Raw genomic sequence first — 13,770 nt, forward strand, 5'->3', positions numbered from 1 at the left:
GCCGAACAGCGGCGGCGAGAACCGCGCGCACCGCCCCCGGCATTCCGCGCCGCACGCATTCCGCGCGCATTCCACCGGTATTCCCCCGCATTCCGCGGCGTGCGGTGCGGCGGCGAGGTGGTCCGTTGTCAGAGGCATGGTGTGCAATGGATCCCGTGGCCGCGCTCGAAGAATCCCTGAAGAAAACCCTCGGTGGCACCACCGCGAAGGTGCTCGCCGAGCACCTCGGCCTGCACACCGTCGGCGATCTCCTGCACCACTACCCCCGCCGCTATGCCGAACGCGGCGAGCTGACCCGCCTCGCCGACCTCCCGCTGGACGAACACGTCACGGTCGTCGCCCAGGTGTCCGACGCCCGCGTGCTGACGTTCAACGGCGGCCGGGGCAAGCGTCTCGAAGTCACGCTCACCGACGGCAGCGGACGGCTCCAACTGGTCTTCTTCGGAAAGGGCGTCCACAAACCGCACAAGGAACTCCTGCCAGGACGCCGCGCGATGTTCGCGGGCAAGGTCTCGGTCTTCAACCGCAAACTCCAGCTCGCCCACCCCGAATACGCACTCCTCGACCAGGAGGCGGACAGCGAGGCCGTCGACGCCTTCGCCGGGCAGCTCATCCCGATCTACCCCGCCTGCCAGCAGATGGCGTCCTGGAAGCTCGCCAAGGCCGTCGACGCGGTGCTGCCCAGCGCGCAGGAGGCCGTCGACCCGCTCCCCGACGCGCTGCGCGAGGGCCGGGCCCTGGTGCCGCTCCCCGAGGCGCTGCTCAAGATCCACCGGCCGGGCACCAAGGCCGACATCGCGGACGCGCGCGCCAGGCTGAAGTGGGACGAGGCGTTCGTCCTCCAGGTCGCGCTGGCCAGACGCCGCATCGCCGAGACCCAACTCCCCGCGGTGCCCCGCCCGTTGAGCAAGGACGGCATCCTCGACGCGTTCGACGCCGAGCTGCCTTTCACCCTCACCGAAGGCCAGCAGAAGGTCAGCCGGGAGATCTTCGACGACCTGGCGACCGACCACCCGATGCACCGCCTCCTCCAGGGCGAGGTGGGTTCGGGCAAGACCATGGTGGCGCTGCGCGCGATGCTCGGCGTGGTCGACAGCGGCGGGCAGGCCGCGATGCTCGCGCCGACCGAGGTGCTCGCCCAGCAGCACCACCGCTCGATCACCGAGATGATGGGGGAGCTGGCCGAAGGAGGCATGCTGGGCGGCGCCGAGCACGGCACCAAAGTGGTGCTGCTCACCGGCTCCATGGGGACGGCCGCCCGCCGCCAGGCGCTGCTCGACCTCGTCACCGGCGAGGCCGGCATCGTCATCGGGACGCACGCCCTGATCGAGGACAAGGTGCAGTTCCACGACCTCGGCCTGGTGGTCGTCGACGAACAGCACCGCTTCGGCGTCGAGCAGCGCGACGCCCTGCGCGGCAAGGGCCACTCCCAGGGGGAGAAGCGCATGCCGCACCTCCTGGTGATGACCGCGACCCCCATCCCGCGCACGGTCGCCATGACCGTCTTCGGCGATCTGGAGACCTCCGTCCTGGACCAACTCCCCGCCGGACGCTCGCCGATCGCCAGCCACGTCGTGCCTGCCAAGGACAAGCCGCACTTCCTCGCACGGGCCTGGGAGCGGGTCCGTGAAGAGGTGGCGGCGGGGCACCAGGGCTACGTCGTGTGCCCGCGCATCGGCGACGAGGAAGAACCGGCCAAGGGGAGCGGGAAGAAGAGCGCGGCGGGCAAGGAGGAACCGCCGCCGGACGGCGAGGAGAAGCGCCCCCCGCTCGCGGTGCTCGACATCGCGGCCCAGCTCACCGCGGGACCGCTGGCCGGACTGCGGGTGGCCGCGCTGCACGGCCGGATGGCGCCCGACGACAAGGACGACGTGATGCGCAGGTTCGCCGCCGGCGAGCTGGACGTCCTGGTCGCCACCACCGTCATCGAGGTCGGCGTCAACGTCCCGAACGCCACCGCCATGGTGATCATGGACGCCGACCGCTTCGGCGTCTCCCAGCTGCACCAGCTGCGCGGCCGGGTCGGCCGTGGCGCGGCGCCGGGACTGTGCCTGCTGGTGAGCGAGATGCCCGAGGCCAGTCCGGCGCGCGCCCGGCTCGCCGCCGTCGCCGGCACCCTCGACGGCTTCGAACTCTCCCGCATCGACCTCGAACAGCGCCGCGAGGGCGACGTCCTGGGGCAGGCCCAGTCCGGCGTCAGGTCCTCGCTGCGGATGCTCTCGGTCATCGACGACGAGGAAGTCATCGCCGCCGCCCGCGAGGAGGCCACCGCCGTCGTCACCGCCGATCCCGCGCTGGACGGCCATCCGGAACTGCGAACGGCGCTGTCCGCGCTGCTGGACGCCGAGCGGGAGGAGTACCTCGACAAGGGCTGAGACGGGAAGGGCCGGGACGCGGTGTCCGGCGGCCGGCGGAGCGGGGCCGCGGGCGAGGGCCGCGGCGCCCGCCGGCCTCGGCGGGAATATCGTGGGGGAGCGGCGCCGTACCCTGGCCGCCGCCCCACCACCGACCCGCACCACGTAAGGACAGGCCCCATGACCCGCGTGATCGCCGGCACGGCCGGCGGACGCCGCCTGGCCGTGCCACCAGGAAACGGCACCCGCCCGACATCCGACCGCGCGCGCGAGGGCCTCTTCTCCACCTGGGAATCACTGGACGGACCGCTGACCGGCGCCCGGGTGCTCGACCTCTACGGCGGTTCCGGCGCCGTCGGCCTGGAGGCGCTGTCCCGCGGCGCCGCGCACGTCCTGCTCGTCGAGGCCGACCCGCGCGCCGTCCGCACCCTCCGCGAGAACGTCCGCACGGTCGGCCTGCCGGGCGCCGAAGTCCGTTCCGGCAAGGCCGAACAGACCGCCGCCGCCCCGCCGCCCGGCGACCCGTACGACATCGCCTTCCTCGACCCGCCGTACGCCGTCACCGACGCCGAGCTGTGCGAGATCCTGCTCACACTCCGTGGTCAGGGCTGGTTTGTGGACGACGCACTCGTCACCGTGGAACGGAGCACCAGAGGCGGCGCGTTTCCCTGGCCGGACGGTTTCGAAGCGATCAAGGCCCGTCGCTACGGCGAGGGGACGCTTTGGTACGGTCGCGCCGCTCCGGCGTCCGCTGACGAGACGGCGGAACGCGTGTCATGAACGCATCGGAGAGCGAGGAACCAGAGTTGCGCCGCGCCGTCTGTCCGGGGTCCTTCGACCCCATCACCAATGGTCACCTGGACATCATCGCCCGTGCCTCCAAGCTGTACGACGTCGTCCACGTCGCCGTGATGATCAACCAGTCCAAGCAGGGCCTGTTCACGGTCGACGAGCGGATCGAGCTGATCCGCCGGGCCACCGCCGAGTACGGCAACGTTGAGGTCGAGTCCTTCCACGGACTGCTCGTGGACTTCTGCAAGCAGCGCGACATCCCCGCGATCGTCAAGGGCCTGCGCGCGGTCAGCGACTTCGACTACGAGCTGCAGATGGCCCAGATGAACAACGGGCTCTCCGGAGTGGAGACCCTGTTCGTCCCCACCAACCCCACCTACAGCTTCCTCTCCTCCAGCCTCGTCAAGGAGGTTGCGGCCTGGGGCGGCGACGTCGCCCACCTCGTCCCGGGGTTCGTCCTCGAAGCGCTGACCGAGCGGCTCCGGCAGCAGTGAGACCGCCGCGCGGGCCACGCAGGCCCGTGACGAAGGGCTGACGGGGCGTCAGTAGGTGTCGGACCGGCGGTCCGTGGCCGTACAGTCGTCCCGTCCCTCGTTCCATCCCTTCAGAGAGTGGCGAGTCCAAGGTGGACGTGCAGAAGAAGCTCGACGAGATCGTCGAGGCCATCGGCAGCGCCCGTTCCGTGCCCATGTCGGCGTCCTGCGTCGTCAACCGCGCCGAGTTGCTCGCCCTGCTGGAAGAGGTGCGCGGCGCGCTGCCCGGATCGCTCGCGCAGGCCCAGGAGTTGCTCGGCGGGCGGGAGCAGATGGTCGAGGAGGCGCGCGCCGAGGCGGAGCGGATCATCGAGTCCGCGCACGCCCACCGCGGCTCGCTGATCTCCGACACCGAGGTCGCCAGGCAGTCCCAGGACGAGGCCGACCGCATCCTGTCCGAGGCCCGCAGGGAGGCCGAGGAGATCCGCGCCGAGGCCGACGACTACGTCGACAGCAAGCTCGCCAACTTCGAGGTCGTCCTCACCAAGACCATCGGATCCGTCGACCGCGGTCGCGAGAAGCTGCTCGGCCGGGGCCCGGGGCTCGACGAGCAGGGCTACGCGGACACCGAGGCGCCCGAGCGCAGCACCGACCCGGCGACCCTCACCCAGCGCGCCGACGCCTATGTGGACGCCAAGTTCGGCGCCTTCCAGGCCGTGCTGACCAAGACGCTCGAAGCGGTCGGCCGGGGCCGCGACAAGCTCCAGGGCGCGCGGGCGATCGACGAACTCGGCGCCCACCTCGCGGCCCAGGACGACGCGCAGACCGCTGGCCACCAGGCCGACGCGGACTACCTCGCCGGGCTCGCCGACATCGCCCCCGCACAGCCCCCGCAGCAGGCCCCCGCCCAGCCCCAGGTGCCGCAGCAGGAACAGCAGCCCTACCCGTCCCAGCTCCAGCCGCAGCAGGGCTACTACCAGGACCAGGGCTACACCCAGCAGCAGGAGGCGTACGCCTACCAGCAGGCGCAGTACGCCCAGCAGCAGGACCCGTACGGCTACGGCTGGCAGCAGCCCCAGCAGCAGGGCTACGACCCCCAGGCCGGCTACGTCCCGCAGCAGGCACCGCCGCAGCCCCAGCAGGCCCCGCAGGACCACGCCGCGCAGGGGCACCCCCCGCAGGCCGGCGCCCTGGACGAGACCAGCCTGTTCGACACCAGCATGATCAACCTCGACCAGCTGCGGCAGTACGAAGAGGGCCGCCAGTAGCGGGTCCGACGGCCGAAGGGGAGCGGATTGGGCCTATCGGGGCCCGTCCAGTATCCTGGCTGTTCGGTCGCGTGTACATCCGCGATCGCTGCTGCCCACTCGCCGATCCGGTGACGGGCGGCTCCTCCGCAGTACAGAAAGCAGGAAGCCATCAACGCCCGCCTCGACCACCGTTCCCCGCTTGTGTTCGACACACGCGAGCTGGGCCGTCGTCCCGGCGCGCTCAAGCGGCTCTCCCGCACCGCCGAGGCCCCCAGGGACCTCGGCAACGAGGTCATCGGTGTGCCCGAGGGCGCCCCGATCGCCATCGAACTCCGCCAGGAATCGGTCATGGACGGGGTGCTTGTCACAGGCACCGGCCGTGCAACCGTGAAGGGGGAGTGCGTAAGGTGTCTGGAGCCGCTGGAGCGAGAGCTCGAAGCGGACTTCCAGGAGATGTTCGCCTACCCCGACGCCGACGCCCGGACCCGCCCCGCGGAATCCGGCGACGACGCCGAGGACGAGGAGGACACCCTCTCCCTCGAGGACGACATGTTCGACCTCGAACCCGTGCTGCGGGACGCGGTGGTGCTCGCACTGCCGTTGCAGCCGGTGTGCCGGGAAGACTGCCCGGGTCTGTGCTCCGAATGCGGAGTGCGGCTCGCGGACGACCCGGACCACCACCATGAAGCCGTCGACATCCGTTGGGCGGCATTGCAGGGACTCGTCGGGTCCGACCAGGACGGCGAGATCGACAATGACCCCCGCGTCGGCGGGGATGAACCTCAGGAGAAGTAGCCGTGGCTGTTCCGAAGCGGAAGATGTCGCGCAGCAACACGCGCCACCGCCGGTCGCAGTGGAAGGCTGCGGTCCCCACCCTGGTGGCGTGCGAGCGCTGCCACGAGCCGAAGCAGCAGCACATCGCGTGCCCGAGCTGCGGCACCTACAACAAGCGCCAGGTCCTCGAGGTCTGAGCGGCTGGTGACAGGCACTGTGTCTAGCCCCAAAAAGGCGGAAGACGCCCATTCGTCGTCCCGTAAGCGGGATGAACCGACTCCGGCGGACACGGCCTCGTCCCACACGCTTCTGGAAGGGCGGCTCGGGTACCACCTCGAGTCCGCCCTTCTGGTGCGTGCGCTGACGCACCGCTCGTACGCATACGAGAACGGCGGTCTGCCCACCAACGAGCGGCTCGAATTCCTCGGGGATTCGGTGCTCGGCCTGGTGGTCACGGACACGCTGTACCGCATCCACCCCGATCTCCCGGAAGGCCAGTTGGCCAAGCTCCGGGCCGCGGTGGTCAACTCGCGTGCGCTCGCCGAGGTGGGCCGCGGCCTCGACCTCGGCGCCTTCATCCGCCTCGGACGGGGCGAAGAGGGCACGGGCGGCAGGGACAAGGCATCGATCCTCGCCGACACCCTCGAAGCGGTGATCGGCGCGGTCTATCTCGATCAGGGACTCGACGCGGCAGGCGAGCTGGTGCACCGGCTCTTCGACCCGCTCATCGAGAAGTCCTCCAGCCTGGGCGCCGGCCTCGACTGGAAGACGAGCCTCCAGGAACTCACCGCGACCGAAGGTCTCGGCGTCCCGGAGTACCTGGTCAGTGAGACCGGCCCCGACCACGAGAAGACGTTCACTGCTGCTGCCCGCGTCGGTGGTGTCTCGTACGGCACCGGCACCGGCCGCAGCAAGAAGGAAGCCGAACAGCAGGCGGCGGAGTCCGCGTGGCGTGCCATTCACGCCAAGGCGGAGGAAGCGGCCAAGGCCGAGGAAGCGGCTCCCGCTGGCGAGACGTCGCCGGCCGCCGCCGACGAGGCCCCGGCTTCCGGCGACTCCGCGTCGTCGGCAGGCTGAACAACCCCTTTCTGACCCCGTCCGGAGCGGTGCCGCCGCTCCGGACGGGGTCAGAAGTCTTTCCCGAGACGTGAGGAGCCCCCGTGCCCGAGCTGCCCGAGGTCGAGGTCGTACGCCGCGGACTGGAGCGCTGGGTCAGCGGACGCACCGTCGACACCGTCGAGGTGCTGCATCCGCGCGCCATCCGCCGGCACACCGCGGGCGCGGCCGACTTCGCAGCCCGGCTGAAGGGGCTGCGGATCGGCGTCGCACGTCGCCGCGGCAAGTACCTCTGGCTGCCGGTGACCGGCGGCGGCCCCGCCGCGCAGACCGCAGCCGAAGGCATCGCGCCGACGGTCACCACCTCCGTCACCCACGGCCTCGCCGTCCTCGCCCACCTCGGCATGAGCGGCCAGCTGCTGGTCCAGCCGCAGGACGCCCCCGACGAGAAGCACCTGCGCATCAGGATCCGCTTCGACGACACGGACACCCCGGTGCCCGACGAGGCGGCCGGCACCGAACTCCGCTTCGTCGACCAGCGCACCTTCGGCGGCCTCTCGCTGCACGACACCGTCCCCGGCGACGCCGACCAGCTCCCGGACGCCATCGCGCACATCGCCCGCGACCCGCTCGACCCGGCCTTCGACGACGACGCCTTCCACGACGCGCTGCGCCGCAAGCGCACCACCATCAAGCGCGCCCTGCTCGACCAGTCGCTGATCAGCGGCGTGGGCAACATCTACGCCGACGAGGCGCTGTGGCGCTCGCGCCTCCACTACGAGCGGCCGACCGCCCCCTTCACCCGCCCCCGCACCGCCGAACTCCTCGGCCACGTACGGGAGGTGATGACCGCCGCCCTCGACGTCGGCGGCACGAGCTTCGACAGCCTCTACGTCAACGTCAACGGCGAATCGGGCTACTTCGAGCGCTCGCTGGACGCGTACGGCCGCGAGGACGAACCCTGCCGCCGGTGCGGCACCCCGATCCGCCGCCGTCCCTGGATGAACCGCTCCAGCTACTTCTGCCCGCGCTGCCAGCGACCGCCGCGGCCGTGACCTGTGCCGCGCCGGGCCCCGCCCGACGCGGCACAAGGAGGCGGGCCGGGATACCGGCCCGCCCGGTCAGAACCCGAAGTCCTGCGTCCACCAGGGGCCGCCGGGGCCGGTGTGGATGCCGACGCCGAGGGTCCGGTAGTCGCAGTTGAGGATGTTGGCGCGGTGTCCCGGGCTGTTCATCCAGGACTCCATGACCGCGCGGGCGTCGGGCTGGCCGCGGGCGATGTTCTCGCCGCCGAGGTCGGAGACGCCGGCCTTGCGGGCGCGGTCCCAGGGGCTCGCGCCGTCCGGGTCGGTGTGGTCGAAGAAGTCGCGCGCGGCCATGTCGTCGCTGAACGCCTGCGCCAGGGAGGCCAGTTCACCGTCCGCGCGGACCGGCGAGCAGCCCGCCTGTGCCCGCTCCTGATTGACCAGGGACAGCACCTGCGCCTGCGCGGAAGACCCGGCGGCCGGGGCCTTCTTCGGGCTCGCGGACGCGGTGGTCCCCGGCGTCGCGGACGCGGTGCCGGGGGAGCTCGCACCGTGCCGCCCGGCGTGCGGCGAACCGTCACGGGCCGGTGCGGAGGCGGTGGACCGCCCGGGGGACGGGGTGGCGGACGGTGCGGCGGCGGAGGCCGGGCGGTCGGTGCCGGGCGCCGCCGACCGGGTACCGCCGCGGCTCGCGGGGTGCGTGGCGCGCTCGCTGGGCGCCGCCGATTCGGTGCCCTGCGGCCCGGTGTCAGGCAGTGCGTCGGCGCGCACCCGCTCGCTGCGGTCACCGCCGCCCACCTCGAACGGCCCGCCCCCGGGGAGCAGCCCGGAGGCGACCGCCACGGTGCCCATGGCGACCGCGGCGGATGCGCCGAGCAGCCCGGTGCGTACCGGCGCGGAGCGGCGCCCGCGCGCCGCACGGCGTCCGCGCGCGGACGTCACGGGCCCGGCCGGGTGCGGTGCGCCAACAGGCGGCGCTCCCACGGGTTCCGGGGCGTGGGGAGCAGAGCGTCGATGGCGGCCCATCCGCTGACTTCCTTCCGTCCTCAGCGTCAACATGCTTCACCCATACGGGTGAACGCGATTGCCGGGCGACTGTACGCCATGGGCTACGGGGGCGATGTGCTCGGTGGGCAATTGGCCGGTTACCGTGCACACATGAACGAAGATGTCCGTCTGACCGCCTGGGTGCGCGGCCAGGTACAAGGCGTCGGGTTCCGCTGGTTCACCCGCGCCAACGCGCTGCGCATCGGGAGCCTCGCCGGATTCGCGCTGAATCTCGGGGACGGCCGGGTCCAGGTCGTCGCCGAAGGCCCCAAGGACCATTGCGAGCAGTTGCTGGAATGGCTGCGCACCGGAGACACGCCCGGCCGGGTCGACGGCGTCACTGAGATATGGGACACCCCGCGCGGGGGTTACGACGGCTTCGCGATCCGCTGAGCGATCCCGGGAAATCCCTCCGTGCCGCGCAAAAAATGATCTTCGTGGCCCGTTCCTGGTGCCCGCTCACGGGATATTTCGGCTGGTGGTTGCCAACTCGGCCGACCCGTGCAAGGCTGCCGCTGTACGGATGATCTCCACACCCGGCGGGGCCTTTCTGGGGAGTCGGCGCCATGCCTTCGAGGCGGCGCACTCTCGGGCGCCCGTGGATACGCGGTGTGATCGTGTTGACCGTCAAAACTTTTGGTGAGACTCTGGAATCCCCGCGCACCTTAGCTGTTTGGCATTCAGAACCCCATAAATGACAAGCACCGCGGGTGCGAATCCCTCACGACCCAACCGCTTCGGTCGGTCACTCATTGTGGAGGACCATCCATCATGGCAAAGGCGCTTCTCGGTTACGTCGGCGGCTCCGACCCCCGAGTCCTCTCCGAGATGCGACGGCTTCAGCAGCGCGTTCAAGACCTGGAATCCGAACTGATCCGGATGCAGGCCGAAAACGACATGCTGTCCGCTGCCGCACGTCACGACGACTCGATGCTCGACGGCATCGACGTACCCCAGGCGGAGCCCGCGCTCACCTGACCCCGTCCTCAGGGCCGGCGAGCCGCACCAGCCGCCTGAGGCATCACTCAGCAGGATCTGCAAGGGACGCTTCGGCGTCCCTTCGTCGTTTCCGCTCCTCGTTCCCGTTCCGGCCCTCCCTTACCGCATGATGTGCCCTGCGCCACACTCGGTGAAACCGAAAGGAAACGGCGGCCCGGTACGCGGCGGTCGCCGGGGGCGGAATGTTGGGACGGCCCGCCCGGAGGCGGCCGGTAGAGTCCAACGGCGTGCATCTCAAGAGTCTGACCCTGCGGGGATTCAAATCCTTCGCCTCCGCCACGACACTCCGGTTCGAACCGGGCATCACCTGCGTCGTGGGCCCCAACGGCTCCGGCAAGTCCAATGTCGTGGACGCGCTGTCCTGGGTCATGGGCGAGCAGGGCGCCAAATCGCTGCGCGGCGGCAAGATGGAAGACGTCATCTTCGCCGGCACCACCGGGCGGCTGCCGCTGGGCCGCGCCGAGGTCTCGCTGACCATCGACAACTCCGACGGGGCGCTGCCCATCGAGTACGCCGAAGTCACCCTCACCCGGATCATGTTCCGCAACGGCGGCAGCGAATACCAGATCAACGGTGACACCTGCCGGCTGCTGGACATCCAGGAACTGCTCAGCGACTCCGGCATCGGCCGGGAGATGCACGTGATCGTCGGCCAGGGCCAGCTGGACGGCGTGCTGCACGCCGACCCGATGGGGCGCAGGGCGTTCATCGAGGAGGCGGCCGGTGTACTCAAGCACCGTAAGCGCAAGGAGAAGGCGCTGCGGAAGCTGGAGGCGATGCAGGCCAACCTGGCCCGGGTGCAGGACCTGACCGATGAGCTGCGCCGTCAGCTCAAGCCGCTCGGCAGGCAGGCCGCGGTCGCCCGGCGGGCCGCCGTGATCCAGGCCGATCTGCGCGACACCCGGCTGCGGCTGCTCGCCGACGACCTCGTCACGCTGCGCCGCGCGCTGCACGCCGAGATCGCCGATGAGGCGGCGCTCAAGCAGCGCAAGGAAGAGGCGGAGGCCCGGTTGCGTGTCGCGCAGCGGCGCGAGGCGGTGCTGGAGGACGAGGTCCGTACGCTGGCGCCGCGGGTGCAGGGGGCCCAGCAGACCTGGTACGAGCTGTCGCGGTTCGCGGAGCGGGTGCGCGGCACGGTCTCGCTGGCCGAGGCCAGGGTCGCCAGCGCTTCGGCGGCGCCGCCGGACGAGCGGCGCGGGCGCGACCCGGAGGACATGGAGCGCGAGGCGGCCCGGATCCGGGAGCAGGAGGCGGAGTTGACGGCCGCGCTGGACGCGGCGAGCCGGGCGCTGGAGGACACCGTCGAGCACCGTGCCGGTCTTGAGCGGCAGTTGGCGGACGAGGAGCGGCGGCTGCGGGACGCGGCCCGTGCCATCGCCGACCGGCGCGAGGGACTGGCCAGGCTCAGCGGGCAGGTCAGCGCGGCGCGCGGGCGGGCCGCTTCGGCGCAGGCGGAGATCGGCCGGCTCGTCGAGGCCAGGGACGACGCCGGGCGGCGTGCGGCGGCGGCCCAGGAGGAGTACGAGCAGCTGCAGGCCGAGGTGGACGGGACCGGCGCGGGGGAGGCGGAGCCCGCCGAGCGGTACGCGGCGGCCCGGCGGGAGCTGGCCGGTGCGGAGGAGGCGCTGAGCGCCGCCCGTGAGGCGCTGACCTCGGCCGAGCGGCAGCGGGCCGCGACATCGGCCCGGCACGACGCGCTGGCGCTCGGCCTGCGCCGCAAGGACGGCAGCGGCGCCCTGCTCGCCGCCGCCGGATCCTTGACCGGCCTGCTCGGGCCCGCGGCCGAACTGCTCACCATCGCGCCCGGCTTCGAGATCCCGGTCGCCGCCGCGCTGGGGGTCGCCGCCGATGCCGTCGCGCTCACCGGGCCCACCGCCGCTGCGGGTGCCATCCGTCTGCTGCGGGAGCAGGACGCGGGCCGGGCGGCGATGCTGCTCGGCGCCGCCGTCGGGGACGAGGCACGGCAGTCCGTGCCCGCGGGTGCGGCGTCCGGGCAGGAGACCGCGTCGGCCCGTACGGACGGGGGTGCGGGGCCGCAGGAATCCCCGCGGGTGCCGGGGCCGGCCCGGCCGTCCGGCGCGGGGCAGGACGCGGCGCACCGGGTTCCCGGGCCCCGTGGCGCGCCGGTGCGGGCCGCCGAACTCGTCGGCGGGCCGACGGAGTTGGCGGACGCGGCGCACCGGCTGCTGCGGGACGTGGTGGTCGTCGGGACGCTGGAGGACGCCGAGCATCTGGTCGCCGCGCGGCCGGAGCTGACGGCGGTCACCGGCGAGGGCGACGTGCTCGGCGCGCACTTCGCGCACGGCGGGTCGGCCGGTGCGCCGAGCCTGCTGGAGGTGCAGGCGGCCGTCGACGAGGCGGCGGCCGAACTGGCGGAACTGGCCACCCGCTGCACGGCGCTGGCGCAGGAGCAGCGGGCGGCGGCCGAGCGGCGCACCGTCGCCGCCGCGCAGGTCGAGGAGGCCGATGCCGGGCGGCGGGCGGCCGACCGGGAGAAGTCGCGGATCGCCGGGGACCTGGGGCGGCTCGGCGGGCAGGCCAGGGCCGCCGCGGGCGAGGCGGAGCGGTCCGCCGCCGCGGCGGCGAAGGCCGATGAGGCGCTGCTGCGGGCCACCGAGGAGGCCGAGGAGCTGGCCGAACGGCTGGCCGTCGCCGAGGAGGAGCCGGCCGATGAGGAGCCGGACACCTCGGTACGGGACCGGCTGGCGGCGGACGGCGCGAACGCGCGGCAGACGGAGATGGAGGCGCGGCTCCAGGCGCGTACGCACGAGGAGCGGGTGAAGGCGCTCGCCGGGCGCGCGGACGCGCTGGACCGCGGGGCGCGGGCGGAGCGTGAGGCGCGGGCGCGGGCCGAGCAGCGGCGCGCCCGGCTGCGGCACGAGGCGGAGGTGGCCGCCGCGGTCGCCTCCGGCGCGCGGCAGCTGCTGGCGCACGTCGAGGTGTCGGTCGTCCGGGCCGAGGAGGAGCGGGCGGCGGCGGAGCGGGCGAAGGGGGAGCGCGAGCAGTCCCTGGTGGCGGAGCGCGGCCGGAGCCGGGAGCTGGCGTCCGAGCTGGACAAGCTGACGGACTCGGTGCACCGCGGCGAGGTGCTGGGCGCCGAGAAGCGCATGCGGATCGAGCAGTTGGAGACCAAGGCGCTGGAGGAGCTGGGGGTGGAGCCTGCCGGTCTGGTCGCGGAGTACGGCCCCGACCAGCCGGTGCCGCCGTCGCCCGCCGCCGACGGCGAGCAGCTGCCCGATGACCCGGAGCATCCGCGGAACCTGCCGGTGGCGTACGTACGGGCCGAGCAGGAGAAGCGGCTGAAGGCGGCCGAGCGGGCGTACCAGCAGCTCGGGAAGGTGAACCCGCTGGCGCTTGAGGAGTTCGCGGCGTTGGAGGAGCGGCACCGCTTCCTCAGTGAACAGCTTGAAGACTTGAAGAAGACCAGGGCCGACCTGATGCAGGTGGTCAAGGAGGTCGACGAGCGGGTCGAGCAGGTCTTCACCGAGGCGTACGAGGACACCGCGCGGGAGTTCGAGGGGGTCTTCGCGCGGCTCTTCCCGGGCGGCGAGGGCCGGTTGGTGCTGACCGACCCCGGCAACATGCTGACCACCGGTGTGGACGTGGAGGCGCGCCCGCCGGGGAAGAAGGTCAAGCGGCTCTCGCTGCTGTCCGGCGGCGAGCGGTCGCTGACGGCCGTGGCGCTGCTGGTGTCGATCTTCAAGGCGCGGCCCAGCCCGTTCTACGTGATGGACGAGGTGGAGGCGGCGCTCGACGACACCAACCTCCAGCGGCTGATCGGGATCATGGAGGAGCTTCAGGAGAGCTCCCAGCTGATCGTGATCACGCACCAGAAGCGGACGATGGAGGTCGCCGACGCCCTGTACGGCGTTTCGATGCAGGGCGACGGGGTGTCCAAGGTCATCAGCCAGCGGCTGCACTGAGGCCGCGGGGGCCTTTGCTGAGGTCAGCCAGCCTCTCTTCAGAACTTGAATGAAGTGGGCTCTGTGGTGCCGTGAAA

General features: G+C 72.2%; 12 protein-coding genes. 11 read left to right on the forward strand and 1 reads right to left on the reverse strand.

The window, feature by feature from the left end:
- Positions 1-146 precede the first annotated feature (146 nt).
- The 8 genes from recG (at position 147) to mutM (ending at position 7,754) form a co-directional block, all read left to right on the forward strand.
- A complete protein-coding gene (gene recG, locus ACIBK8_RS02870) occupies positions 147-2,375 on the forward strand; it encodes an ATP-dependent DNA helicase RecG (RefSeq protein WP_399039705.1) in 2,229 nt (742 codons plus the stop codon).
- Positions 2,376-2,534: 159 nt separating this feature from the next.
- Positions 2,535-3,134 (forward strand): 16S rRNA (guanine(966)-N(2))-methyltransferase RsmD, encoded by a 600-nt coding sequence (gene rsmD / locus ACIBK8_RS02875; protein ID WP_399039706.1) that lies wholly within the window; start codon positions 2,535-2,537, stop codon positions 3,132-3,134.
- Between the two features lie 26 nt (positions 3,135-3,160).
- Positions 3,161-3,640 carry a pantetheine-phosphate adenylyltransferase gene (gene coaD, locus ACIBK8_RS02880; protein ID WP_393687727.1) on the forward strand — a complete coding sequence of 160 codons (480 nt, stop codon included), beginning with the start codon at positions 3,161-3,163 and terminating at the stop codon, positions 3,638-3,640.
- A gap of 131 nt (positions 3,641-3,771) precedes the next feature.
- The gene (locus tag ACIBK8_RS02885; RefSeq protein ID WP_399039707.1) at positions 3,772-4,887 is read left to right on the forward strand and encodes an ATP synthase F0 subunit B; all 1,116 of its coding nucleotides are present in this window, start codon (positions 3,772-3,774) and stop codon (positions 4,885-4,887) included.
- A gap of 183 nt (positions 4,888-5,070) precedes the next feature.
- A complete protein-coding gene (locus ACIBK8_RS02890; RefSeq protein ID WP_399039708.1) occupies positions 5,071-5,664 on the forward strand; it encodes a YceD family protein in 594 nt (197 codons plus the stop codon).
- A 2-nt stretch (positions 5,665-5,666) separates the two neighbouring features.
- Positions 5,667-5,840 (forward strand): 50S ribosomal protein L32, encoded by a 174-nt coding sequence (gene rpmF, locus ACIBK8_RS02895; protein ID WP_003951102.1) that lies wholly within the window; start codon positions 5,667-5,669, stop codon positions 5,838-5,840.
- A gap of 7 nt (positions 5,841-5,847) precedes the next feature.
- Positions 5,848-6,720 carry a ribonuclease III gene (gene rnc / locus ACIBK8_RS02900; RefSeq protein ID WP_399039709.1) on the forward strand — a complete coding sequence of 291 codons (873 nt, stop codon included), beginning with the start codon at positions 5,848-5,850 and terminating at the stop codon, positions 6,718-6,720.
- 83 nt (positions 6,721-6,803) lie between these two features.
- Positions 6,804-7,754 carry a bifunctional DNA-formamidopyrimidine glycosylase/DNA-(apurinic or apyrimidinic site) lyase gene (gene mutM, locus ACIBK8_RS02905; RefSeq protein ID WP_399039710.1) on the forward strand — a complete coding sequence of 317 codons (951 nt, stop codon included), beginning with the start codon at positions 6,804-6,806 and terminating at the stop codon, positions 7,752-7,754.
- A 66-nt stretch (positions 7,755-7,820) separates the two neighbouring features.
- Here mutM and ACIBK8_RS02910 read toward each other — a convergent pair whose 3' ends face one another.
- Positions 7,821-8,750 (reverse strand): CAP domain-containing protein, encoded by a 930-nt coding sequence (locus tag ACIBK8_RS02910; protein WP_399039712.1) that lies wholly within the window; start codon positions 8,748-8,750, stop codon positions 7,821-7,823.
- Between the two features lie 132 nt (positions 8,751-8,882).
- Here ACIBK8_RS02910 and ACIBK8_RS02915 point away from each other — a divergent pair, with 132 nt between their 5' ends.
- The 3 genes from ACIBK8_RS02915 (at position 8,883) to ACIBK8_RS02925 (ending at position 13,693) form a co-directional block, all read left to right on the forward strand.
- A complete protein-coding gene (locus ACIBK8_RS02915) occupies positions 8,883-9,164 on the forward strand; it encodes an acylphosphatase (RefSeq protein ID WP_393687612.1) in 282 nt (93 codons plus the stop codon).
- 378 nt (positions 9,165-9,542) lie between these two features.
- Complete coding sequence (locus tag ACIBK8_RS02920) at positions 9,543-9,749, forward strand: hypothetical protein (protein ID WP_030018387.1); 207 nt, start codon at positions 9,543-9,545, stop codon at positions 9,747-9,749.
- Between the two features lie 248 nt (positions 9,750-9,997).
- On the forward strand, positions 9,998-13,693 hold the full coding sequence (locus ACIBK8_RS02925; RefSeq protein ID WP_399039713.1) for a chromosome segregation SMC family protein: 3,696 nt from the start codon (positions 9,998-10,000) through the stop codon (positions 13,691-13,693).
- The last annotated feature ends 77 nt before the right edge of the window (positions 13,694-13,770 follow it).

It is taken from the genome of Streptomyces sp. NPDC050161 (genome assembly GCF_044460025.1).
GTDB lineage: Bacteria > Actinomycetota > Actinomycetes > Streptomycetales > Streptomycetaceae > Streptomyces.